A 23,638-nucleotide genomic window follows, 5' to 3' on the forward strand; every position below is an offset into this window, starting at 1 on the left:
AGGTCCCGTATCGCCGTACGATGCCCGCCATGGCAAAGGCACCCGTTCTCACGCCCCAGTCGGAAGACTTCCCGCGCTGGTACCAGGACCTGATCAACAAGGCCGAACTGGCGGACAACGGCCCGGTGCGCGGCACCATGGTCATCCGACCGTACGGCTACGGCCTGTGGGAGCGGATGCAGCAGGAGATGGACGCCCGCATCAAGGCCGCGGGCGCTCAAAACGCCTACTTCCCGCTCTTCATCCCCCAGTCTTACCTGACTCGCGAGGCTGAGCACGTCGAGGGCTTCGCGCCCGAACTCGCGGTGGTCACGCACGGCGGGGGCAAGGAGCTCGAGGAGCCGGTCGTGGTTCGCCCCACGTCCGAGACGATCATCAACGACTACTTCTCCAAATGGGTGCAGAGCTACCGGGATCTGCCGCTGCTGATCAACCAGTGGGCCAACGTGGTCCGTTGGGAGATGCGCCCCAGGGTCTTCCTGAGGACGACCGAATTCCTCTGGCAGGAGGGGCACACCGCCCACGCCACCTACGAGGACGCCAGGGACTACGCCGCCCACATCCACCGCGACGTCTACGCGGACTTCATGCTCAACGTCCTCGGCATCGACGTGGTGCTCGGCCGCAAGACGCCCAGGGAGCGGTTCGCCGGAGCGATCAACACCCTCACCCTGGAAGGGATGATGGGCGACGGTAAGGCCCTCCAGATGGGCACGAGCCACGAACTCGGAACCAACTTCGCCAAGGCCTTCAACACGTCGTACCTGTCGAAGGACGGGCAGCAGGAACTGGTCTGGCAGACGTCGTGGGGTGTGTCGACCCGCATGGTCGGCGGACTGATCATGTCCCACGGCGACGACAACGGCCTGCGCGTCCCGCCGCGGCTCGCGGCCGTCCAGATCGTCGTCATGGCCATCAAGGGCGACGAGGCCGTTGCCAAGGTGCACGAGGTCGGCCGACTGCTCACGGCGGCCGGCCTGCGGGTCCACGTCGACGACCGCGTCGACACCCCCTTCGGTCGCCGTGCGGTCGACTGGGAGCTCAAGGGTGTGCCGGTGCGGATCGAGATCGGCCCGCGGGACCTGGAGGCGGGCACCGCGATGCTGGCCCGTCGCATCCCCGGAGGCAAGGAGCCGGTGAGCCTCGACTCGCTCGCCGCACTGCTGCCGAAGATCCTCGAGGACGACCAGGCGCTGCTGCTCGAGCAGTCCCGGTCCCGCCGTGAGTCGCGCACGAGTGACGTCAGCACCATCGAGGAGGCCGCGGAAGCGGCGGCCGCCGGTGGATGGGCCCGCATTCCGTGGGCGACCCTGGGGCAGGAGGGCGAGGCCACGCTGGCGGAACAGGCGGTCTCCGTACGCTGTCTCGTGGCCGAGGACGGGTCGGTGCCCGACGCGGACGACGCGCCGGGTACTGTCGCGATCGTGGCCCGGGCCTACTGACGGCCCTGTCGGCCAGGGCGGGTGCTACGTACCACCTTGGTGTGAGCTGTGAAGATCCTCCGCAGATCGACGCACCCGCCCTCGTCAGGACGTATCAACGGCAACTGACGGCAACTGACTGGTACGTGCAAATTATTTGGGATGGCCCGGAATGGAACCCGCGGGCCGTCCGGCTCGTTATCACGACGTGAGCACGACACCACCTGTTCTCGCCGCAGAGCTGGCACAGGCGTGGGCCGACATTCAGCGGCACCACCCCGAGCTGCCGGATCTTGCCGCGCCCGAATCCCTGATCGGAGAGTCCTCGTCCGCCTGCGGCGCCGAGCTCTCCTTCGAGCGACTGCTTCACGAAGCAGTCCACGGCATCGCCGCCGCGCGAGGTGTCCGTGACACATCGCGCGCCGGCCGCTACCACAACCGCCGCTTCCTGGCCATTGCCGAGGAGATGGGCCTCGACCATGTGGACGAGCCGCACCCCAGCAGCGGCTTCTCGCTGGTCGCGCTCAACCCGGAGGCCAAGCGGCGGTACCGCCCCACGATCGAACGGCTGCAGCGCGCCCTCAAGGCGCACACCGCCGCGACGGCCTCGGACACCAAGCGCACCTTCCGCGGACCTGCCGCACGGCACGGTTCCTCGGGCGGCGGTGTGCGGGTCAAGGCCGTCTGCGACTGCGGCCGTAACGTCAGAGTCGTCCCGTCCGTCCTCGCGCAGGCGCCCATCGTCTGCGGGGGGTGCGGAAAGCCGTTCCGTATCCCGGAGTCGGTGGGCGCGGCGAGCTGAATCGTCCGCGCCCGCGGGGGCAGGCTGCCGACGAGCTCGTCGGCCGGCGGGCCGTGCGCCGACGGGCCCGCCGGGGTGCCCGGCCGGGTGAAAAGCTGTCGCCGGCATGTGGCACAATGGCTAGCTGTACTCGACAGCCGCACAGGAACCCTCTCGCCTCCGGCTGACGCGTCCATCGGGCACCCGAGTACCGCAACCCCACGTGGCATCTCGTTGTGCCCAACCACGTCAAGACCAGGAGACACCACTCCCGTGGCAGTCAAGATCAAGCTGAAGCGTCTCGGCAAGATTCGCCAGCCCCACTACCGCATCGTCGTCGCCGACTCCCGTACCCGCCGTGACGGCCGGGCCATCGAGGAGATCGGGGTGTACCACCCGACGTACAACCCGTCGCGCATCGAGGTCGACTCCGAGCGTGCCCAGTACTGGCTGTCCGTCGGCGCCCAGCCGACCGAGCCGGTTCTGGCCATCCTGAAGCTCACCGGTGACTGGCAGAAGGTCAAGGGCCTGCCGGCCCCGGAGAAGCCGCTGCTGGCCCCGGCGACGAAGGAAGACAAGCGCGCCTCCTTCGACGCCTTCGCCAAGGCCATCGAGGGTGACGACGCCAAGGGTGAGGCCATCACCCCGAAGGCGAAGAAGGCCGACAAGAAGGCGGACGAGGCCGAGGCCGCGCCCGCCGAGTCCACCGAGGCCTGAGGATGCTCGAGGAGGCTCTCGAGCACCTCGTGAAGGGCATCGTCGACAACCCGGACGATGTGCAGGTGGCTTCCCGCAACCTGCGTCGCGGGCGTGTGCTCGAGGTCCGGGTCCACCCCGACGACCTCGGTAAGGTGATCGGCCGCAACGGCCGCACCGCGCGCGCTCTGCGCACCGTCGTGGGCGCCATCGGCGGCCGTGGCATCCGCGTCGACCTCGTCGACGTGGACCAGGTCCGCTGAACAGTTGAACACCGGCTCGGGCCGGGGAGGGCTCCGGCTCTTCCCGGCCCTTGTCGTGTCGCTGTCGAAGTCCGCAAACCGATAATCGAGTAACCGAGGAACCACGGCGGCAAGCGACCACCCCGCGACAGCGGCGGCGGTCCGGCCGCAAAGAGGGGTGAGCGTGCAGCTGGTAGTCGGACGGATCGGCCGGGCCCACGGCGTCAAGGGCGAGGTCACCGTCGAGGTACGCACGGACGAGCCGGAACTGCGGCTCGGACCGGGCGCCGTGCTGGCCACGGACCCGGCCACCGCCGGACCGCTGACCATCGAGACCGGCAGGGTGCACAGCGGCCGGCTGCTGCTGCGCTTCGAGGGCGTGAAGGACCGCAACGCCGCGGAGGCGCTGCGCAACACGCTGCTGATCGCCGAGGTGGACCCGGAGGAGCTTCCCGAGGAGCCCGACGAGTACTACGACCACCAGCTGATGGACCTGGACGTGGTGCTCGAGGACGGCACGGAGGTCGGCAGGATCACCGAGATCAGCCATCTGCCCTCACAGGACCTGTTCATCGTCGAACGGCCCGACGGCAGCGAGGTGATGATCCCGTTCGTCCAGGAGATCGTCGCCGAGATCGACCTGGAGGAGCAGCGGGCCGTGATCACCCCGCCGCCCGGACTGATCGACGACACCGAGGCCGAGGTCGCCTCCGCGCGTGACGCCTCGAAGGACGAGTCCTGATGCGGCTCGACGTCGTCACGATCTTTCCCGAGTACCTCGAACCGCTGAACGTCTCCCTGGTCGGCAAGGCCCGCGCCCGCGGTCAGCTCGGGGTCCACGTCCATGACCTGCGCGACTGGACGTACGACCGGCACAACACCGTCGACGACACCCCGTACGGCGGCGGCCCGGGCATGGTCATGAAGACCGAGCCCTGGGGCGACGCCCTCGACGACATCGTGGCGAGCGGCTACGAGGCGGGCGCTCACGGCCCCGTACTCGTGGTTCCCACCCCGAGCGGCCGGCCGTTCACGCAGGAGGTCGCCGTCGAGCTCTCCGAGCGTCCGTGGCTGATCTTCACCCCCGCCCGCTACGAGGGCATCGACCGCCGGGTCATCGACGAGTACGCGACGCGGATGCCGGTCCACGAGGTGTCCATCGGCGACTACGTGCTCGCCGGCGGAGAGGCTGCCGTGCTGGTGATCACCGAGGCCGTCGCCCGGCTGCTTCCCGGCGTCCTCGGCAACGCCGAATCCCACCGGGACGACTCCTTCGCGCCCGGCGCGATGGCGAACCTGCTCGAGGGCCCCGTCTACACAAAGCCCCCCGCCTGGCGCGGACGCGCGATTCCCGAGGTGCTCGTCAGCGGCCACCACGGGAAGATCGCGCGTTGGCGGCGGGACCAGGCGCTCTGCCGCACGGCCCTCAACCGGCCGGATCTGATCGAGCGTTGCGACCCCGCGGCCTTCGACAAGAAGGACCGCGAGACACTCTCCATCCTCGGCTGGGCACCCGAGCCCGGCGGCCGATTTTGGCGCAGGCCCGAGGCCGTGGAAGAATAAGCCGCTGCTGTACGTCCGGCCGGCGCCCCTGCCACAGGGGGAACGACGCCCGCCCGACCCGGCACCCCGGATCTCATACCGATATTCCGCTGATGACCTGTGGCATCGGCGAGGAAGCAGACCAAAATGGCTCACCTGCTCGACAGCGTCAACTCGGCTTCGCTGCGCAGCGACGTCCCGGCCTTCCGTCCCGGTGACACCGTGAACGTCCACGTTCGCGTCATCGAGGGCAACCGCTCCCGTATCCAGCAGTTCAAGGGCGTCGTCATCCGCCGCCAGGGCGCGGGCGTGAGCGAGACCTTCACGGTCCGCAAGGTCTCCTTCTCCGTCGGCGTCGAGCGCACCTTCCCGGTGCACAGCCCGATCTTCGAGAAGATCGAGCTCGTCACGCGCGGTGACGTCCGTCGCGCCAAGCTGTACTACCTCCGTGAGCTGCGCGGCAAGGCCGCGAAGATCAAGGAGAAGCGCGACAACTGAGCCTGAGCTCACAGCCGCGACGACGCTTCGGTTCAACCGGTCACAGGGCGGCCGGATAGGCTCTGCCCTCGATGGACACCGAAGCACAGCACACGGAGCGCGACCGCTCTTCCACCCCCGCGGACGGGGTCGAGGAAGAGGGGTCGCGCTCCGCGCGTCGTTACGGCGGCCGCCGCCCGCGGATGTCCCTGCGCACGGCGGGAGTCCTCGGAGGGGCCTGCGCCGTCTTCGTGCTGCTGCTGAGCCACTTCGTGATGCAGCCCTTCCAGATCCCCAGCAGCTCCATGGAGCCGACCCTTCAGGTCGGGGACCGGGTGCTGGTGAACAAGCTGGCGTACCGTTTTGGTGCGGAGCCCCGGCGTGGAGACGTGATCGTCTTCGACGGCACGGGCTCGTTCGTACCGGAGGGAGTGACGGAAAACCCGGTCAGTTCCGTAGTACGAGAGGGGCTCGCCGCACTCGGACTCGCCGAGCCCGCCGAGACGGATTTCGTCAAGCGGGTGGTGGGCATGGGCGGTGACCGGGTTGTCTGCTGCGACAAGGGGGGCAGGGTCGAGGTGAACGGCGTGCCGGTCGACGAGAGATATCTGCACCCCGACGGCGGGCCCTCCGAGGTGGCCTTCGACATCGTCGTTCCCGAGGGCACGCTCTGGGTCATGGGAGACCACCGCAGCAACTCACGTGACTCCCGCGAGCATCTCGGGCAGCCCGGTGGCGGGATGGTGCCCGTCGACATGGTCGTCGGGAGGGCGGACTGGATCGGCTGGCCGGTCGGCCGCTGGTCCGGCATCGACCCCACGGGCACGTTCTCCGGAGTGCCCGACGCGCCCCCCGGCGGCGCCCATGGGTAACCGCGGGCGCAGTCCCAGCCACCGGGCGGACACCCGGCTACCGACCGGGACCCGGCCGACGAACGGCGCGAGGCCGCTGCCCGGCCGTGCGGAACGCCGCCGGCTGGCACAGAAGGTCAAACGCAAGCGACGCCGCTCCGCGGTCAAGGAGATACCTCTCCTGATCACGGTGGCGCTGCTCATCGCCCTGGTGCTGAAGACGTTCCTGGTGCAGGCGTTCGTCATCCCGTCCGGCTCGATGGAGCAGACGATCAGGATCCAGGACCGCGTCCTGGTCGACAAGCTCACCCCGTGGTTCGGCGCGAAGCCGCAGCGGGGTGACGTCGTCGTCTTCAAGGACCCCGGCGGCTGGCTGCCGCCGGAGGAGAAGCCGAAGCAGGACGATCCGATCGTGGTCAAGCAGGTGAAGCAGGCCCTGACGTTCATCGGGCTACTGCCGTCGGACGACGAGCGGGACCTCATCAAGAGGGTCGTCGCCGTCGGCGGCGACCGTGTGAAGTGCTGCGACAAGGACGGCCGGGTCACGGTCAACGGCGTGCCGCTGAACGAACCGTATCTGAACCCCGGGGACGTGCCCTCGACGATGACGTTCGACGTCCAGGTGCCCGAGGGACGGTACTTCGTGATGGGGGACCACCGGTCGGATTCGGCCGACTCCCGTTTCCATCTGGACGAGCAGGGCAGCGGCACGGTGGCTCAGGACCAGGTCGTGGGGCAGGCCGTCGTGATCGCCTGGCCGCTGGACCACTGGCGGCGACTGGAGGAGCCGGAGACCTATGCGTCCGTGCCCGACGGGCGCGCCGGAGGGACGGCGGCACAGCCACCGTCGAATAGTGTGTCCTCCCAGGACCGGAACCAAATGGTCCTGCTCCCGACCCCTGCGGAACTCCCGCTCGTTATGGGAGTGGTGGGCCTGTACCTGCTGTGGCACAGGCGGTTCGCACGGCGTGAGGAGTGGATGTGGGGGACGTGGCGGTCGGCGCACGGTCCGGGCACGACGATCCCGAGGAGCGAAACGGGTCTTCCAAGACGCCCTCGGACATGACGGACGACTCGGCGTCGGCGACCGGCGACGGTGGCGATTCCTCGGAGGGCAGCGGTACGGATCGGAAGAAGCAGAAGTCCTTCTGGAAGGAACTGCCGCTCCTGGTCGGTATCGCGCTCCTGCTGGCGCTGCTGATCAAGACGTTTCTGGTGCAGGCGTTCTCCATCCCGTCCGACTCGATGATGAACACCCTCCAGCGCGGCGACCGTGTCCTGGTGGACAAGCTCACCCCGTGGTTCGGGTCGGAGCCCGAGCGTGGCGAGGTCGTGGTCTTCCACGACCCGGGCGGCTGGCTCGAGGGCGAGCCCACGCCGGAGCCGAACTTCGTGCAGAAGTTCCTCAGCTTCATCGGGCTGATGCCGTCCGCCGAGGAGAAGGACCTCATCAAGCGGACGATCGCGGTCGGCGGCGACACGGTGGAGTGCAAGAAGGGCGGCCCGGTCAAGGTCAACGGCAAGGCCCTGGACGAGCGGGACTACATCTTCCCCGGCAGCTCCGCCTGCGACGACATGCCGTTCGGGCCGTTCAAGGTGCCGGACGACAAGATCTGGGTGATGGGCGACAACCGCCAGAACTCCCAGGACTCCCGCTACCACATGGAAGACGTGAACCGCGGATTCGTCCCGGTCGAGAAGGTCGTGGGCCGCGCCGTGGTGGTCGCGTGGCCGCTGGACCGCTGGTCCACGCTTCCCGTGCCGGGCACCTTCGACCAGCCCGGTATCGCCGCGGCTCCCGCGGCGCTCGGGGTGGCCGGTGCGCTGCCGGTCGTGCTCTGGCGCAGGAGGCTGATGACCGGCAGGCGTACCGCCGGGTAGGGTGCCGCCCAGATCGCCGATCCCCGGGGGAACGTCCCGGGGGTCGTATCTCCGAGGTGGGGAGCGCCGGGATGGGCGGAACGGGAAGTGACGACGACGGCCGCGGCCGGCTCGGCAATGCGCTGTCGGGGCTGGCCGTGGCCGTCGGCTGTGTGCTCTTCCTCGGCGGTTTCGTGTGGGGCGCCCTCGTCTACCAGCCGTACACGGTGCCCACTGCGTCGATGGCGCCGACCGTGGAGGCGGGCGACCGGGTGCTCGCGGAGCGCATCGACGGCGCGGACGTGCGCCGCGGTGACGTCGTGGTCTTCCGCGACAAGCTGTGGGGCGACATGCCCATGATTAAGCGTGTGGTGGGCGTCGGCGGCGACGAGATCGCCTGCTGCGCCGACAACGGCCGGCTGACCGTGAACGGCAAGGCCGTCGAGGAACCGTATCTGCTGCAGAGCGACGGGCCCGCGTCGCAGAAGTTCACCGCGAGCGTCCCCGAGGGGCAGTTGTTCCTGCTCGGAGACGAGCGGATGGGCTCGCTCGACTCACGGTCACACCTCCAGGACCCCGGCCACGGCTCGGTGCCGCGCTCCGCCGTCACCGCACGGGTGGACGCCGTGGCGTGGCCGCTCGACGGCGGTCTGGTCGAGCGGCCCGCCGGGTTCGAGGCACTGCCGGGCGGAACATCACAGCCCGGACCGGTCAAACTCATGCTCGGCGCGGTGGTCGCCGGCGCCGTGCTGATCTTCGGCGGGGCCGCCTACGGGCCGGTGGCGGGGCGTCTCGGCCGCGGCCGGCGCAGCCGGCGCGCCGACAGGGAGGTCTCCGGTGTCGCATGACGGGCCGGGCGCCGTGCCCCCGCTCCGCAAGGTCTCCCGGGTGGTGCTGCTCGATCCGCAGGACCGGATCCTGCTCGTGCACGGGTACGAGCCGGGGGACCCGGCGGACGACTGGTGGTTCACCCCGGGCGGCGGGCTGGAGGGCGAAGAGACACGGGAAGAGGCCGCGCTGCGGGAACTGGCCGAGGAGACCGGGATAACCGACGTGGAACTGGGGCCGGTGCTGTGGCAGCGCCAGTGCTCGTTCCCGTTCGACGGCCGGCGCTGGGACCAGGACGAATGGTATTTCCTGGCGCGTACGACACAGACCGAGACCGCCCCGGGCGGGCTGACGGAGCTCGAGCAGCGGAGCGTCGCGGGCCTCAGATGGTGGACCTCCGCCGAACTGTCGGCGACGCGTGAGACGGTGTATCCGACCAGGCTCGTCGAGCTGCTGCGGACGCTGCTCGACGAGGGACCCCCGGGTGCGCCGGTGGTTCTGGACACGGAAACCGTCCAGGACCCCAGTGCGGCTGGCGCACAATAGGGGGACGCAAGGCTGAAGGGGAACATGCCATGAGCGCCGAGGACCTCGAGAAGTACGAGACCGAGATGGAGCTGAAGCTCTACCGGGAGTACCGAGACGTCGTCGGGCTGTTCAAATACGTCATCGAGACCGAGCGTCGCTTCTACCTCACGAACGACTACGAGATGCAGGTGCACTCGGTCCAGGGCGAGGTCTTCTTCGAGGTCTCGATGGCGGATGCCTGGGTGTGGGACATGTATCGGCCCGCCAGATTCGTCAAGCAGGTCCGGGTGCTCACCTTCAAGGACGTGAACATCGAGGAGCTCAACAAGAGCGACCTCGAGCTTCCCGGCAGCTGATTCCACTCCCGCGGGTGACGCGGTTTTCCACACACCGCGGGCTGTCCACAGCTTTCGACCAAGATCCACAATGAGGGGTCCCACGCGTCAGAGTCGGTGCCGGAGGTGGTGCCGGAATGAACGCGACGGGGGCACTGGGACGGTACGGAGAGGACCTGGCGGCGAGGCTGCTGACCAGGTCCGGCATGCGGCTGCTGGCAAGGAACTGGCGCTGCGGTCGGTCCGGGGAGATCGACATCGTCGCCCGCGACGGCGACACGGTCGTCGTCTGCGAGGTCAAGACCCGCAGGATCGGCGGGTACGAACATCCGATGGCCGCGATCACGCCGGTCAAGGCGGTACGGCTGCGGCGGCTCGCCGGGTGCTGGCTGGAGCGGCACGGCGGCGCACCGCCGGGCGGCGTGCGCATCGACCTCGTCGGCGTGCTGCTGCCCAGGCGCGGCCGCGCTGTTGTCGAGCACGTCCGCGGGGTGGCCTGATGGGATTCGCACGCGCGTGTTCCGTCGCCCTGGTCGGCGTCGAGGGCGTGGTGGTCGAGGTCCAGGCGGATCTGGAACCGGGAGTCGCCGCGTTCACGCTCGTCGGGCTTCCGGACAAGAGCCTGGTGGAGAGCCGGGACCGGGTGCGGGCGGCCGTGGTGAACTCGGGCGCCGAGTGGCCTCAGAAGAAGCTCACCGTGGGGCTCAGCCCGGCGTCCGTGCCCAAGGGCGGGAGCGGCTTCGATCTCGCCGTGGCCGTGGCCGTGCTCGGCGCCGCCGAGCGGATCGACCCGCGGCAGATCGCCGACCTCGTGCTCCTCGGAGAGCTGGGCCTCGACGGCCGGGTCAGACCGGTGCGAGGCGTGCTCCCCGCAGTGCTCGCCGCGGCCGAGGCCGGGTACGAACAGGTCGTCGTGCCCGAGCAGACAGCCGGTGAGGCTTCACTCGTACCGGGGATCTCGGTCCTCGGCGTGCGGAGTCTGCGGCAGCTGATCGCGGTACTAGCCGACGAGCCGGTGCCCGACGAAGAGGCCGTCGAGGAGGGCAGACCCGACCCCATGCTGGCGGGGCTGCTGGTACCGGGCGCGGGCGTCGGCACGGGCATCGCAACGGACGCGGCGGGCGGGCCGGACCTGGCCGATGTCGCCGGTCAGCACACCGCACGCACCGGCCTCGAGGTCGCTGCGGCCGGCGGACACCATCTGCTGCTCTCGGGCCCGCCGGGCGCGGGAAAGACCATGCTTGCCGAGCGGCTGCCCGGTGTGCTGCCGCCGCTGAGCCGCCGGGAGTCGCTCGAAGTCACGGCGGTGCACTCGGTGGCGGGCCTGCTCCCACCGGGGCAGCCGCTGGTGCGGACACCGCCGTACTGCGCACCGCACCATTCGGCGACCATGCAGTCTCTGGTCGGTGGCGGGAACGGTCTGCCGAAGCCGGGTGCCGTCTCTCTCGCACACCGAGGACTGCTCTTTCTCGACGAGGCGCCGGAGTTCTCCGGCAAGGCGCTGGACGCCCTGCGGCAGCCCCTGGAGTCAGGCCATGTGGTCGTGGCCAGGAGCGGGGGCGTGGTGCGTCTGCCGGCCAGATTCCTGATGATGCTGGCCGCCAACCCATGCCCCTGCGGGCGGCACACCCTGCACGGCGCCGGGTGCGACTGCCCCGCCTCGGCTATCCGGCGGTACCAGGCCCGGCTGTCGGGCCCGCTGCTGGACCGGGTCGACCTGCGCATCGAGGTCGAGCCGGTGAGCCGCTCCGACCTACTGCACCAGGGCGGTCGCGGAGACTCCACGGCGGTGGTGGCCGACCGGGTGCGCGAGGCGCGTGCCCGTGCGGCGGCCCGTCTGGACGGCACTCCGTGGTCCGTCAACAGCGAGGTCCCCGGCCACGAACTGCGGACCCGCTGGACGGTCTCGCCCGGGGCGCTGGCAGCGGCGGAGCGGGACGTGGATCGCGGTCTGCTCACGGCACGCGGTCTGGACCGGGTGCTGAGAGTCGCCTGGACGGTCGCGGACCTCGCCGGCAGGGACCGGCCGGAGGCGTCCGACGTCGCCCTGGCCCTTGAACTGCGGACCGGGATCGCGCGGGGCGTACCGGCAGTGGCCGTCGCGGCGATCGGGGGCCGGCCATGACGCCGCGGACACCGGACCGTGGCCCCGACGACCGGGAGCGGATGGCGCGCGCCGCGTTGACGCGCATCCTCGAACCGGGGGACGAGCACGGCGGACGGTGGCTCCGCGAGTTCGGCGCCGAGGGAGTACTGGCCCTTCTGACGTCGGAGGACCGCGCCGCCGGGGCCCTCACGGGTGTTTCCGAGCAGCGAGTACAGGGGTTGCGGGACCGGGCCGTGGCAGTGTGCCCGGAGCGGGACCTGGACGCGGTGCAGGCGGTCGGCGGCCGGTTCGTCGTCCCGGGCGATGCCGAGTGGCCGAGCCAGCTCGACGACCTCCGTGACGCCGCACCCGTCGGGCTGTGGGTGCGAGGCAGGCCCGACCTGAGGAAATGGGCGCTGCGCTCGGTCGCGGTGGTGGGGGCGCGGGCCTGCACACCGTACGGGGCGCACATGGCAACGGGTCTCGGGGCCGGACTCGCGGAGCGCGGCTGGGTCGTGGTGTCGGGGGCGGCGTTCGGCGTGGACGGCTCGGCACACCGCGGAGCGCTGGCCGCCGGCGGTGCCACGGTGGCCGTCCTCGCCTGCGGTGTGGATGTCGCCTACCCCCGCGGTCACGGCAAACTGATCGGACGCATCGTCGAACAGGGGCTCGTCATCGGCGAGTTGCCGCCGGGCGGCCATCCCACCCCGAGCAGGTTCGTCCAGCGCAACCGCGTCATCGCCGCGTTGACCAGGGGCACTGTCGTGGTCGAGGCCGAGTGCCGCAGCGGCTCGTTGGTCACCGCGCGCAGTGCCCAGCGGCTCGGCCGTCACACGATAGGAGTGCCCGGACCGGTCACCAGCGGGCTGTCTGCAGGCGTCCACGAAATGCTGCGCGGCGAGAGTGTGCTGGTCACCGACGCGGCGGAAGTCGTCGAACTGATCGGCCGCATAGGGGAACTGGCGCCGACGCGCAGCGGACCCGTGGTGCCCAGGGACCTGCTGGACCCACTCGCCAGACGGGTTCTCGAGGCGCTGCCGGCGCGGGGCGAGTGCGCCGTGCACCAGGTCGCCCGCGAAGGCGGTACGACGATCGACGAGGCCCGCGGCAAGCTGTACGAACTTCATTCACTCGGATTCGTGGAACGGGACGGAGAGGGATGGAAGTTGACGCGCGGACGACGTCATGGTTCGAACGCGCGGCGAGGCGTTACTTGACCCCGGGCATACGGGTGAAAAGGTGAACCCGATGACCTCTGCAGTCCAGTCGACGGGACCGGGGGGGCCGGTGCATGGGGCATCGGCCCCGGCTCGAAGGTGTGGACGACGGCGCATACCCGCCCCGGCTCGAAGGTGTGGACGACGGCGCATACCCGCCCGGTTCGTAAGCCGATCCTTCGCCCACCGCAACCGCGTAGTCACGCTACGCTCACCGGGTTCCCGGCCCAGGCGGCCTCCCGCTCCCTTCACAGCAGAACGGCTCAAGGCAACGCATGCCCCAGCACACCTCCGGGTCTGACCGCGCGGCAGTGCCACCCGCTGCCCGTGGCACCGTGCGGCCTGCCGCACCCTCGTCGCTCGAGGAGTTGTGGCGGTCGTACAAGGCCACGGGTGACGGCCGGCTGCGGGAACAGCTGATCCTGCACTACTCGCCGCTGGTCAAGTACGTCGCGGGCCGGGTGAGCGTCGGCCTGCCGTCCAACGTCGAGCAGGCGGACTTCGTCTCCTCCGGAGTCTTCGGCCTGATCGACGCCATCGAGAAGTTCGACATCGAGCGGTCGATCAAGTTCGAGACGTACGCCATCACCCGGATCCGCGGCGCGATGATCGATGAACTGCGCGCGCTGGACTGGATCCCCCGGTCAGTGCGGCAGAAGGCCCGGGCCGTGGAGCGTGCCTACGCCACGCTGGAGGCCCAGCTGCGGCGCACACCTTCGGAGTCCGAGGTCGCCGAGGAGATGGGCATCACGGTCGACGAACTGCACTCGGTTTTCAGCCAGTTGTCACTCGCGAACGTAGTGGCGCTGGAGGAGTTGCTGCACGTCGGGGGCGACGGCGGCGAGCGCCTCAGCCTCATGGACACGCTCGAGGACACCGCAGCCGACAACCCGGTCGAGGTGGCCGAGGACCGGGAGCTGCGCAGACTCCTCGCCCGGGCGATCAACACCCTGCCGGACCGTGAGAAGACCGTCGTCACGCTCTACTACTACGAGGGGCTCACGCTGGCCGAGATCGGGAATGTCCTGGGCGTCACGGAGAGCCGGGTCAGCCAGATCCACACCAAGTCGGTGCTGCAGCTGCGGGCGAAGCTGGCCGACGTGGGACGGTGACTCTGGGCTCGCCGGGGCGGCATCCGTAAAGTGGTGGCGTGCCCAGGATTCGAGCGGCCTCCGTGGCCGAGCACCGGACGATGCAGCGAGGCGCCCTGCTGGACGCCGCGCGTTCCCTCCTGTCCGAAGGCGGTACGGAGGCGCTGACCTTCCCCGCGCTGGCCGAGCGCACCGGCTTGGCGAGGTCTTCCGTCTACGAGTACTTCCGGTCGCGTGCCGCGGTCGTCGAGGAGCTCTGCGCGGTGGACTTCCCCGTCTGGGCGGCCGAGGTGGAGACCGCGATGGGCAGCGCGGACACCCCGGAGGGCAAGGTCGAGGCGTATGTGCGTCGGCAGCTCGAGCTGGTCGGTGACCGGCGGCACCGGGCCGTCGTCGCCATCTCGGCGAGCGAGCTGGAGGCCGGGGCCAGGGAGAAGATCCGTGCCGCGCACGGGGCATTGATCGCCATGATCGTCGAGGCCCTCGACGAGCTGGGCCAGGAGCGGCCCCGGCTGACCGCGATGCTGCTTCAGGGCGTGGTCGACGCGGCGGTCCGCCGTATCGAGCTCGGCGCGGCCGAGGAGCCCGACGCCATTGCGGAAGCGGCCGTCGCCATGGTGCTGCGGGGCGTGCGGGGCTGAGTGCGGCCGCCGCGACGGGCGCCCTTCGGGCGTGATTTCCGTGCCGTGGTTCCGGGCCTGCCCCACCGTGTGCCCGTCCCCGCCGAACCGTGTGCGGGGCCGGGCGACCGTGTGCCCGTCCCGGTGTCGCGCGGGCTCCCGCGCAGGGCGCGGCGCGCCACTGCGCCACCCGCCAGAAGTAGGGCCGCGTGCAGCAGGTCCGCCACCCCTGCCGCGGCCGTCGGCGGGAGCGCCTCGGGGGCTGCTCGGGGGCCGGGGACTGCGAACACCGGTAGTAGGCGCGACGGGCCGCGGCGCAGCATCCAGGGCGGCAGCAGGGTCAGCGGGTCCAGGTACGCCGTGCCGCGTCTCAACCCCCAGTGCAGACAGCCGCGGCAGTGGGAGGCGCCCGGCTCGACGGTCGCCACGACCTGCCCGGCCGTCACGGCCGTGCCTTCGTCGACCAGCGGGCGGACCGGTTCGTAACTCGTACGCAACGGCGGGTCACCCGTACCGGTGAGAGTGATGGTGAGGACGCCCCGGCCGGCGACCGATCCTGCGAAGGAGACCGTGCCGGAGGCCGCCGCTCGCACGGGCGAGCCGGCGGCCGCGGCCAGGTCGACGCCGCGGTGCCCCGGGCCGTAGGGGGACGAGGGCGGCTCCCACCCCCGGACGACGAGCGGCCGCGGCGCACCGACCGGCCAGCTCCGTGGCGCCTCCGGATCCGGCGCAGCCGTGGTGAGGCCGTCCCCGCTACGCGCGGGAGTCGTGGGCCGGTGCCGGACGCCGGCGGTCAGGCCGTCCCCGCTGCGCGCGGGCGGTGTCGCGTCCGGGCCCGGAGTCGCGGGCCGGGACCCGGTGTCCGTGGTGAATCCGTCACCGCTGCCCGCCGGTCCTGGCGGGGTGGCGCGCTGCAGGGCTTGCGGCGACGTAGGGCCACCGGTGCGCGGCGCGCCGACCGTCACGAGACGTTGGCCGAGTTCCTGCGGCGAAGGGCCGGTGCCGGTGCGAAGGTCAGGGGCGCTGACCGTGACCACCGGCCCGGCACGGGCGGGCCCCGGTGCGGACGGTGCCGGGCAGCCCGTCACGGCCGTCACGGCCGTTGCGACAAGCACCGGCACGGCGGAGATCCGCCGGATCACGGACGCGGAAAGCGCACAGTTCATGGACGGAACCGTGCCCCGCAAGCCGCCGCCCGCGTTGATCATGGTCCGGATCTGTGGACAACCGGTCCGTTGTGGACAGCGCCGTCACCCGGTGCGTCCGCGGTCCCGTACACTTCTTCTGGCGATCCGGGTCACCGGGTCGACTTCGCACGCCCCGCCACCAGACTCTCATCGGTCGGTGGCCGCGCTCCTCGGTCCCTTGTGGCACGGCGCGTCGGGGCGTCAGGACATAACCGAGAACCCAAGGAGATACGGCCATGGCCGTCGTCACGATGCGGGAGCTGCTGGAGAGCGGCGTCCACTTCGGTCACCAGACCCGTCGTTGGAACCCGAAGATGAAGCGATTCATCTTCACGGAGCGCAACGGCATCTACATCATCGACCTGCTCCAGTCGCTGTCGTACATCGACCGCGCCTACGAGTTCGTCAAGGAGACCGTCGCGCACGGCGGCTCCATCATGTTCGTGGGCACCAAGAAGCAGGCCCAGGAGGCCATCGCCGAGCAGGCGACGCGCGTGGGCATGCCGTACGTCAACCAGCGCTGGCTGGGTGGCATGCTCACCAACTTCTCCACCGTCTACAAGCGTCTGCAGCGCCTCAAGGAGCTCGAGCAGATCGACTTCGAGGACGTGGCCGCCTCCGGCCTCACCAAGAAGGAGCTCCTGGTCCTCTCGCGTGAGAAGGCCAAGCTGGAGAAGACCCTTGGTGGTATCCGCGAGATGCAGAAGGTGCCCAGCGCCGTCTGGATCGTCGACACCAAGAAGGAGCACATCGCCGTCGGTGAGGCGCGCAAGCTCCACATCCCGGTCGTCGCGATCCTGGACACCAACTGCGACCCCGACGAGGTCGACTACAAGATCCCGGGCAACGACGACGCGATCCGCTCCGTCACCCTGCTCACCCGCGTGATCGCCGACGCCGTCGCCGAGGGCCTCATCGCCCGCTCCGGCGTCGCCACCGGTGACTCCAAGCCGGGCGAGAAGGCCGCCGGCGAGCCGCTCGCCGAGTGGGAGCGTGACCTCCTCGAGGGCGAGAAGAAGGCCGACTCCGAGGACGCTGCCGAGGCCAAGCCGGCCGAGGCCGCTGCCGAGGCCCCGGCCGCCGACGCTGCGGAGGCTCCGGCCGCCGAGGCTGAGAAGCCGGCGGACGCCGAGCAGGCCTGACCTCACAGGTTCGGTTGTTGACGGCGGGGACGGGGCCAGTGGGCATCGCCCCCGCCGATCACCCGTAGATCTTCGACTTTCGACTTTCGAGAGAGATTCAAGGACATGGCGAACTACACCGCCGCTGACGTCAAGAAGCTCCGCGAGCTCACCGGCGCCGGCATGATGGACTGCAAGAAGGCGCTGGACGAGGCCGAAGGCAACGTCGACAAGGCCGTCGAGGCCCTGCGCATCAAGGGCCAGAAGGGCGTCGCCAAGCGCGAGGGCCGCTCCGCCGAGAACGGTGCCGTCGTCTCCCTCATCGCCGAGGACAACACCTCCGGTGTCCTCGTCGAGCTGAAGTGCGAGACGGACTTCGTCGCCAAGGGTGACAAGTTCCAGGTCGTCGCCGGCGCGCTCGCCGCGCACGTCGCCAAGACTTCCCCGGCCGACCTCGAGGCGCTGCTCGCCTCCGAGATCGAGCCCGGCAAGACCGTGCAGGCGTACGTCGACGAGGCCAACGCCAACCTCGGCGAGAAGATCGTCCTGGACCGGTTCGCGCAGTTCTCCGGCGCGTACGTCGCCGCCTACATGCACCGCACCATGCCCGACCTGCCCCCGCAGATCGGTGTCCTGGTCGAGCTGGACAAGGCGAACGCCGAGCTCGCCAAGGGCGTTGCGCAGCACATCGCCGCCTTCGCGCCGAAGTACCTCTCGCGCGAGGACGTCCCGGCCGAGGTCGTCGAGGCCGAGCGCCGCGTCGCCGAGGAGACCACCCGCGCCGAGGGCAAGCCCGAGGCCGCCCTCCCGAAGATCGTCGAGGGTCGCGTCAACGGCTTCTTCAAGGAGGCCACCCTCCTCGGCCAGCCGTACGCGCTCGACAACAAGAAGTCCGTCCAGCAGATTCTGGACGAGGCCGGCGTCGCCCTGAAGCGCTTCACGCGCATCAAGGTCGGCATCTGAGTCCGTACGCTACGGACACCGGACCCCGGTAGGGTCTGAAGCAGTCGTCCTCGGTGTTCGCGCCGGACGATCGCAGATCTGACGAGGAGGCCATTGCCGTACGGGAAACCGCAAGGACCCACTGGCAATGGCCTTCTTCGCATGTGCACGAGGAGATCTCCATGAATCAGGGCGCCGCACAAAGCGACGACAACCACGGCAAGAAGTCCGGACGCTTCATGCTGAAGCTGTCCGGTGAGGCCTTCGCCGGAGGAGGGGGTCTGGGCGTCGACCCCGACGTCGTACACGCAATCGCCCGCGAGATCGCCGCGGTCGTACGGGACGGGGCAGAGATCGCGGTCGTCATCGGCGGAGGCAACTTCTTCCGCGGGGCCGAGCTCCAGCAGCGCGGCATGGACCGGGCCCGCTCCGACTACATGGGCATGCTCGGCACGGTCATGAACTGCCTCGCCCTCCAGGACTTCCTGGAGAAGGAAGGCATCGACTCGCGTGTCCAGACCGCCATCACGATGGGCCAGGTCGCGGAGCCGTACATCCCGCTGCGCGCCGTGCGTCACCTGGAGAAGGGCCGCGTGGTCATCTTCGGCGCCGGTATGGGCATGCCGTACTTCTCCACCGACACCACCGCTGCCCAGCGGGCCCTCGAGATCGACGCGGAAGCGCTCCTCATGGGCAAGAACGGTGTCGACGGGGTCTACGACTCCGACCCCAAGACCAACACGGACGCGGTCAAGTTCGACGCGCTGGAGTACGGCGAGGTGCTGTCGCGCAACCTCAAGGTCGCCGACGCCACGGCGATCACGCTCTGCCGTGACAACGCCCTGCCGATCCTCGTCTTCGAGCTCCTTACCGAGGGCAATATCGCCCGGGCCGTCAAGGGTGAGAAGATCGGCACGCTCGTGAGCGACCGGGGCACCCGAGCCTGATCCGGGCGCTCCCTCGAGGGATGGACAAAGTCCTGCCGGTCGGACACCGTGCAGGCAATACGCGACGCAGGTCCCGCCGGCCCAGTGGTACGAGCCGGGCCAACCTCAAGACACGCAGGAGCAAGTGGTGATCGAAGAGACCCTCCTCGAGGCCGAGGAGAAGATGGAGAAGGCCGTCCTGGTCGCCAAGGATGACTTCGCCGCGATCCGCACCGGACGTGCGCACCCGGCGATGTTCAACAAGATCGTGGCGGACTACTACGGTGCCCTGACCCCGATCAACCAGCTGGCCTCGTTCTCGGTTCCCGAGCCGCGGATGGCAGTCGTCACGCCGTTCGACAAGACCGCTCTGCGCAACATCGAGCAGGCGATCCGCGACTCCGACCTGGGCGTCAACCCGAGCAACGACGGCAACATCATCCGGGTGGTGTTCCCGGAGCTCACCCAGGACCGCCGCAAGGAGTACATCAAGGTCGCCAAGACCAAGGCGGAGGACGCCAAGATCTCGATCCGCTCCGTGCGCCGCAAGGCCAAGGAGACGATCGACAAGCTGATCAAGGACGGCGAGGTCGGCGAGGACGAGGGCCGCCGTGCGGAGAAGGAGCTCGACGACACCACCGCGAAGTACGTCGCGCAGGTGGACGAGCTGCTCAAGCACAAGGAAGCCGAGCTGCTCGAGGTCTGATGAACGACTCTTCCTGGGGGGCCCCGCACGGCGCCGGATACGCCGGAGCGTGGCCGCCGCCCGACCAGGGGCCCCTCCCGGCGGGTCCCGCATACGATGGGCGCGACGCGCAGCAGACTCGCCCCATGCCCATCGTGCCGGACCCTCCCGACGCAGGTAGAGACGCCGAGGACCATCGCGGCGGCGAACACCGCGAGGACCGTGACCAGGGGGCCGCTCGGCCGGGCGGCCCCCTGTTCCGCGACGAGATGCCGCAGGAGCCCATGCCCACCCCGCCGCCGCCGGGCGATCCCACTCCGCAGCCCTCCGCCCGGCCCGGACCGCCGCAGAAGAAGCGCGCAGGCCGGGACCTTCGCGCGGCGATAGGGGTCGGCGTCGGGCTCGGCGCGGTGATCGTCGTCTCGCTCTTCCTCGTCAAGGCCGTCTTCGTCGGCGTGATCGCTGTCGCCGTCGTCGTCGGGCTCTGGGAGCTGACCTCCCGGCTCGAGGAGCGCAAGCAGATCAAGGCGCCCCTCGTCCCCCTCGCGGTGGGCGGCGCGGCGATGGTCGTCGCCGGCTATGTCCGCGGGGCGGAGGGCGCGTGGGTGGCGATGGCTCTCACCGCGCTCGCGGTGCTCGTCTGGCGCATGACAGAGCGGCCGGAGGGCTATCTGAGGGACGTCACGGCCGGTGTGTTCGCCGCCTTCTACGTCCCCTTCCTGGCGACCTTCGTCGCGCTGATGCTGACGGCGGACGACGGTCCGGAGCGGGTGCTCACCTTCCTGCTGCTCACCGTGGTCAGCGACACCGGCGCGTACGCGGTCGGCTGGCGCTTCGGCAAGCACAAGCTCGCGCCGCGCATCAGCCCCGGCAAGACCCGCGAGGGGCTCCTCGGAGCGGTGTCGTTCGCGATGGCCGCCGGGGCGCTGTGCATGCAGTTCCTCATCGACGACGGGACCTGGTGGCAGGGACTCCTCCTCGGCCTCGCCGTCGCCGTCAGCGCCACGCTGGGCGACCTCGGGGAGTCGATGATCAAGCGGGACCTCGGCATCAAGGACATGGGCACGCTGCTTCCGGGCCACGGCGGCATCATGGACCGCCTCGACTCGCTGCTGCCGACGGCACCGGTGGTGTGGTTGCTGCTGGTGGTCTTCGTGGGGTCGGGCTGACCCCGTGGATCCGCGCGTGAGGGCCCGTCGTCCAGCAGGGCGGCGGGCCCGCTTCGTCGGATCAGCGAGGTGACACCGGTCCTGCCGCGAAACGGGCGAGCTCCTCGGCGGCGCCCCGAGGGAGGCCGGCGACCGCTTCCTCCGGCAGTGCCGTGATCACGGAGCGCAGCCGGGCGCCGAGGTCCGGCAGCAGGTCCCGGGCGGAGGCCGGGGCCTCGACGTCGGCCGGCGGCAGTCTCCTTCGTAGAGTGCGCGTCCAGCAGCGGCTCCTCGAGGAGCAGGCGTACCACCGGCGGATGCACGTGGGGCAGGGACCATGTGCCGTGTGACGAGCGTGCGCAGATACGCCGGACCGAGCCGGCCAGCGGAACGGGCCGCGGCCCGTGCACATTGCGGACCAGGTGGGTCGCGTCAGGGGCAGAAGCCGTCCAGCGGGGCGGATCCGGCTCGTCGAGTGTGCGGTCGAGTGCAGCAGGTGGTCCACGGGGGCATTCGCGGCCGTGATGGACGTCCTTCGCGATCACCGGTGTGACCAACGACCGTCTTCGACGCCCCCGCCGGAATCATCGGCCGCAGGGTCACCGGTCGGGGTCTGCGACACTGGATGAACCATGCCCAAGCCAGGAGAACTCACCTTCGTCGCGCCCCGCGGAGCCAAGAAGCCCCCGCGGCACCTTGCCGACCTCACGCCCGCCGAGCGCAAGGACGCCGTCGCCGCGATCGGCGAGAAGCCGTTCCGCGCCAAGCAACTGTCCCAGCACTACTTCGCGCGGTACGCCCACGACCCCGCCCAGTGGACCGACATCCCGGCGGCCGCACGGGAGAAGCTCGCCACCGAGCTGCTGCCGGATCTGATGTCCGTGGTGCGGCACATCTCGTGCGACGACGACACCACCCGCAAGACGCTGTGGCGTCTGCACGACGGCACGCTCGTCGAGTCGGTGCTGATGCGCTACCCGGACCGGGTCACCATGTGCATCTCGTCGCAGGCCGGATGCGGGATGAACTGCCCCTTCTGCGCCACCGGGCAGGCCGGTCTCGACCGGAATCTGTCGACCGCCGAGATCGTGCACCAGATCGTCGACGGCATGCGCGCACTGCGCGACGGCGAGGTGCCCGGAGGGCCGGCCCGGCTGTCCAACATCGTCTTCATGGGCATGGGCGAGCCGCTCGCCAACTACAAGCGGGTCGTCGGAGCCGTCCGTCGGCTCACCGACCCCGAGCCGGACGGTCTGGGTCTCTCGCAGCGCGGGATCACGGTCTCGACCGTCGGACTGGTGCCGGCGATGCTCCGCTTCGCGGACGAGGGCTTCAAGTGCCGCCTCGCGGTGTCGCTGCACGCCCCGGACGACGAGCTGCGCGACACCCTGGTCCCGGTCAACACCCGCTGGAAGGTCCGCGAGGTCCTCGACGCCGCCTGGGAGTACGCGGAGAAGTCGGGGCGCCGGATCTCCATCGAGTACGCACTGATCCGCGACATCAACGACCAGGCCTGGCGCGGTGACCTCCTCGGCCGGCTGCTGAAGGGCAAGAGGGTTCATGTGAATCTGATCCCGCTCAACCCGACGCCCGGTTCGAAGTGGACGGCCTCGCGACCCGAGGACGAGAAGGCGTTCGTGGAGGCCATCGCCGCACATGGCGTGCCCGTCACCGTCCGGGACACCCGCGGTCAGGAGATCGACGGCGCCTGCGGGCAGCTCGCGGCGCAGGAGCGGTGACCCGCAGGGTCGTCGGCCGTGGCTGATACTGTGCCCTGTGCGTTCGCACAAATGAACAACGAAACATTCCGACAGGGGAGCGCACCACAGCGCTGAGAGTGCGGCGAGGCCTTCACGGCCACGGGCCGCAGACCCTCGGACCTGATCCGGGTCATACCGGCGTAGGGAGTCAGCAGCATCATGAACAGCCAGCTTCGGCGTGCCGTCCGCACGGCACTCGTCGGCGCCGTCGGCGTCTGCGTACTCGCGGCATGCGGCGGGGAGTCCAAGGACAAGGACGTGTCCGGCGGGGCGAGCGGCCCGAAGACCGTGACGCTCGTCAGCCATGATTCCTTCGCGGCGTCCGACGCCGTGCTGAAGGAGTTCACCGCGCGGACCGGATACACGGTCAAGGTGCTCAAGAGCGGCGACGCGGGCACCGCGCTCAACAAGGAGATCCTCACCAAGGGCTCCCCGCAGGGCGACGTCTTCTTCGGCGTGGACAACACCCTGCTGTCCCGTGCTCTCGACAACGACCTCTTCACGCCCTACGAGGCCAAGGGCATCGACCAGGTCGCGCAGGAGTTCCGGCTCGACGCGGGCAAGGACCGCGTGACGCCCGTCGACACCGGCGACATCTGCGTCAACTACGACAAGAAGTTCTTCGCCGACAAGAAGCTCGCGCCGCCGCAGACCTTCGCCGACCTCGCGAAGCCCGAGTACAAGAACATGCTGGTCGTCGAGAACGCCGCCACCTCCTCTCCCGGCCTCGGCTTCCTGCTCGGCACCATCGGCGAGTACGGCGAGTCCGGCTGGCAGGGCTACTGGAACAAGCTCAAGGACAACGGCGTCAAGGTCGTCGACGGCTGGGAGCAGGCGTACAACGAGGAGTTCTCCGGCTCCGCCGGCGGCAAGAAGGCCAAGGCCGACCGCCCGCTCGTCGTCTCGTACGCCTCCAGCCCGCCGGTCGAGGTCCTCTACTCCGAGCCGCAGCCCGCCCAGGCGCCCACCGGCGTGGCCACCGGCACCTGCTTCCGGCAGATCGAGTTCGCGGGCCTGCTGACGGGCGCGAAGAACGAGGCGGGGGGCAAGGCGCTGCTGGACTTCCTGATCAGCAAGAAGTTCCAGGAGGACATGCCGCTCAACATGTTCGTCAACCCGGTCGTCAAGGACGCGAAGCTGCCCGAGCTGTTCACCAAGCACGGCGCGGTGGTCGAGAAGCCCGAGACCGTCGCCGCGGACACCATCGCGAAGAACCGTGAGCAGTGGGTCCGGTCGTGGTCCTCGCTCGTCGTGAAGTAGGCACGTCGCTGCGCGGGAACGCGGCACGGCTCGG

General features: G+C 70.0%; 25 protein-coding genes, 1 pseudogene and 1 riboswitch. Of the genes and pseudogenes, 25 read left to right on the top strand and 1 reads right to left on the bottom strand.

The window, feature by feature from the left end:
* Window positions 1-29: 29 nt before the first annotated feature.
* The 18 genes and pseudogenes from proS (at window position 30) to MDN94_RS16300 (ending at window position 14,596) form a co-directional block, all read left to right on the top strand.
* On the top strand, window positions 30-1,442 hold the full coding sequence (proS, locus tag MDN94_RS16215) for a proline--tRNA ligase (protein WP_482726485.1): 1,413 nt from the start codon (window positions 30-32) through the stop codon (window positions 1,440-1,442).
* Between the two features lie 151 nt (window positions 1,443-1,593).
* On the top strand, window positions 1,594-2,223 hold the full coding sequence (locus MDN94_RS16220) for a hypothetical protein (protein WP_189473370.1): 630 nt from the start codon (window positions 1,594-1,596) through the stop codon (window positions 2,221-2,223).
* Window positions 2,224-2,475: 252 nt separating this feature from the next.
* On the top strand, window positions 2,476-2,919 hold the full coding sequence (rpsP, locus tag MDN94_RS16225; protein ID WP_482726486.1) for a 30S ribosomal protein S16: 444 nt from the start codon (window positions 2,476-2,478) through the stop codon (window positions 2,917-2,919).
* A gap of 2 nt (window positions 2,920-2,921) precedes the next feature.
* Window positions 2,922-3,161, top strand: coding sequence for an RNA-binding protein (locus MDN94_RS16230; protein WP_005311361.1), 240 nt, complete (start codon window positions 2,922-2,924; stop codon window positions 3,159-3,161).
* Between the two features lie 163 nt (window positions 3,162-3,324).
* Window positions 3,325-3,882 carry a ribosome maturation factor RimM gene (rimM, locus tag MDN94_RS16235; protein ID WP_482726487.1) on the top strand — a complete coding sequence of 186 codons (558 nt, stop codon included), beginning with the start codon at window positions 3,325-3,327 and terminating at the stop codon, window positions 3,880-3,882.
* Window positions 3,882-4,703: a tRNA (guanosine(37)-N1)-methyltransferase TrmD gene (gene trmD / locus MDN94_RS16240; protein WP_482726488.1), complete on the top strand. Its 822-nt coding sequence runs from the start codon at window positions 3,882-3,884 to the stop codon at window positions 4,701-4,703. The genes rimM and trmD overlap by 1 nt, the downstream gene beginning before the upstream one ends.
* Before the next feature lie 126 nt (window positions 4,704-4,829).
* Complete coding sequence (gene rplS, locus MDN94_RS16245) at window positions 4,830-5,180, top strand: 50S ribosomal protein L19 (RefSeq protein ID WP_159686518.1); 351 nt, start codon at window positions 4,830-4,832, stop codon at window positions 5,178-5,180.
* Between the two features lie 71 nt (window positions 5,181-5,251).
* Window positions 5,252-6,031 (top strand): signal peptidase I, encoded by a 780-nt coding sequence (gene lepB, locus MDN94_RS16250; RefSeq protein WP_482726489.1) that lies wholly within the window; start codon window positions 5,252-5,254, stop codon window positions 6,029-6,031.
* Window positions 6,024-7,053 (top strand): annotated as a pseudogene (lepB, locus tag MDN94_RS16255) (signal peptidase I); the annotation flags it as partial. The gene lepB (MDN94_RS16250) and the pseudogene lepB (MDN94_RS16255), both read left to right, overlap by 8 nt.
* A complete protein-coding gene (gene lepB / locus MDN94_RS16260) occupies window positions 6,992-7,891 on the top strand; it encodes a signal peptidase I (protein ID WP_482726490.1) in 900 nt (299 codons plus the stop codon). The pseudogene lepB (MDN94_RS16255) and the gene lepB (MDN94_RS16260), both read left to right, overlap by 62 nt.
* Before the next feature lie 71 nt (window positions 7,892-7,962).
* Window positions 7,963-8,718 (top strand): signal peptidase I, encoded by a 756-nt coding sequence (gene lepB, locus MDN94_RS16265; protein WP_482727087.1) that lies wholly within the window; start codon window positions 7,963-7,965, stop codon window positions 8,716-8,718.
* On the top strand, window positions 8,708-9,244 hold the full coding sequence (locus MDN94_RS16270; RefSeq protein WP_482726491.1) for an NUDIX hydrolase: 537 nt from the start codon (window positions 8,708-8,710) through the stop codon (window positions 9,242-9,244). Before lepB (MDN94_RS16265) ends, MDN94_RS16270 begins: the two co-directional genes overlap by 11 nt.
* Window positions 9,245-9,273: 29 nt before the next feature.
* On the top strand, window positions 9,274-9,582 hold the full coding sequence (locus tag MDN94_RS16275) for a DUF2469 domain-containing protein (RefSeq protein ID WP_005311352.1): 309 nt from the start codon (window positions 9,274-9,276) through the stop codon (window positions 9,580-9,582).
* Window positions 9,583-9,698: 116 nt separating this feature from the next.
* Window positions 9,699-10,061 (top strand): YraN family protein, encoded by a 363-nt coding sequence (locus tag MDN94_RS16280; RefSeq protein WP_482726492.1) that lies wholly within the window; start codon window positions 9,699-9,701, stop codon window positions 10,059-10,061.
* A complete protein-coding gene (locus tag MDN94_RS16285; protein WP_482726493.1) occupies window positions 10,061-11,686 on the top strand; it encodes a YifB family Mg chelatase-like AAA ATPase in 1,626 nt (541 codons plus the stop codon). The genes MDN94_RS16280 and MDN94_RS16285 overlap by 1 nt, the downstream gene beginning before the upstream one ends.
* Window positions 11,683-12,864: a DNA-processing protein DprA gene (dprA, locus tag MDN94_RS16290; RefSeq protein ID WP_482726494.1), complete on the top strand. Its 1,182-nt coding sequence runs from the start codon at window positions 11,683-11,685 to the stop codon at window positions 12,862-12,864. Before MDN94_RS16285 ends, dprA begins: the two co-directional genes overlap by 4 nt.
* 275 nt (window positions 12,865-13,139) lie before the next feature.
* On the top strand, window positions 13,140-13,976 hold the full coding sequence (gene whiG / locus MDN94_RS16295) for an RNA polymerase sigma factor WhiG (protein ID WP_482726495.1): 837 nt from the start codon (window positions 13,140-13,142) through the stop codon (window positions 13,974-13,976).
* A 62-nt stretch (window positions 13,977-14,038) separates the two neighbouring features.
* Complete coding sequence (locus MDN94_RS16300; protein ID WP_482727088.1) at window positions 14,039-14,596, top strand: TetR/AcrR family transcriptional regulator; 558 nt, start codon at window positions 14,039-14,041, stop codon at window positions 14,594-14,596.
* Here the strand turns inward: MDN94_RS16300 and MDN94_RS16305 are convergent.
* A complete protein-coding gene (locus tag MDN94_RS16305; RefSeq protein ID WP_482726496.1) occupies window positions 14,485-15,783 on the bottom strand; it encodes a murein hydrolase activator EnvC family protein in 1,299 nt (432 codons plus the stop codon). The two genes, MDN94_RS16300 and MDN94_RS16305, sit on opposite strands and share 112 nt — an antisense overlap.
* A 215-nt stretch (window positions 15,784-15,998) precedes the next feature.
* Here MDN94_RS16305 and rpsB point away from each other — a divergent pair, with 215 nt between their 5' ends.
* The 7 genes from rpsB to MDN94_RS16340 all read left to right on the top strand — a co-directional run bounded on the left by rpsB (window position 15,999) and on the right by MDN94_RS16340 (window position 23,604).
* Complete coding sequence (gene rpsB / locus MDN94_RS16310; protein WP_453455079.1) at window positions 15,999-16,904, top strand: 30S ribosomal protein S2; 906 nt, start codon at window positions 15,999-16,001, stop codon at window positions 16,902-16,904.
* Window positions 16,905-17,009: 105 nt separating this feature from the next.
* Window positions 17,010-17,846, top strand: coding sequence for a translation elongation factor Ts (gene tsf / locus MDN94_RS16315; RefSeq protein WP_482726497.1), 837 nt, complete (start codon window positions 17,010-17,012; stop codon window positions 17,844-17,846).
* 161 nt (window positions 17,847-18,007) lie between these two features.
* Window positions 18,008-18,772: a UMP kinase gene (pyrH, locus tag MDN94_RS16320; protein ID WP_482726498.1), complete on the top strand. Its 765-nt coding sequence runs from the start codon at window positions 18,008-18,010 to the stop codon at window positions 18,770-18,772.
* Window positions 18,773-18,899: 127 nt separating this feature from the next.
* A complete protein-coding gene (frr, locus tag MDN94_RS16325) occupies window positions 18,900-19,457 on the top strand; it encodes a ribosome recycling factor (protein WP_005311329.1) in 558 nt (185 codons plus the stop codon).
* Entirely contained in the window at window positions 19,457-20,605 is a 1,149-nt protein-coding gene (locus MDN94_RS16330) for a phosphatidate cytidylyltransferase (protein WP_482726499.1), read from the top strand. The genes frr and MDN94_RS16330 overlap by 1 nt, the downstream gene beginning before the upstream one ends.
* A gap of 611 nt (window positions 20,606-21,216) precedes the next feature.
* On the top strand, window positions 21,217-22,323 hold the full coding sequence (gene rlmN / locus MDN94_RS16335) for a dual-specificity RNA methyltransferase RlmN (protein ID WP_189473355.1): 1,107 nt from the start codon (window positions 21,217-21,219) through the stop codon (window positions 22,321-22,323).
* Between the two features lie 63 nt (window positions 22,324-22,386).
* Window positions 22,387-22,508: riboswitch (TPP riboswitch) on the top strand.
* The gene (locus MDN94_RS16340) at window positions 22,504-23,604 is read left to right on the top strand and encodes a thiamine ABC transporter substrate-binding protein (protein WP_482726500.1); all 1,101 of its coding nucleotides are present in this window, start codon (window positions 22,504-22,506) and stop codon (window positions 23,602-23,604) included. (Overlaps the previous riboswitch by 5 nt.)
* Window positions 23,605-23,638: the final 34 nt, after the last annotated feature.

The organism is Streptomyces sp. WAC00040 (assembly GCF_056835925.1).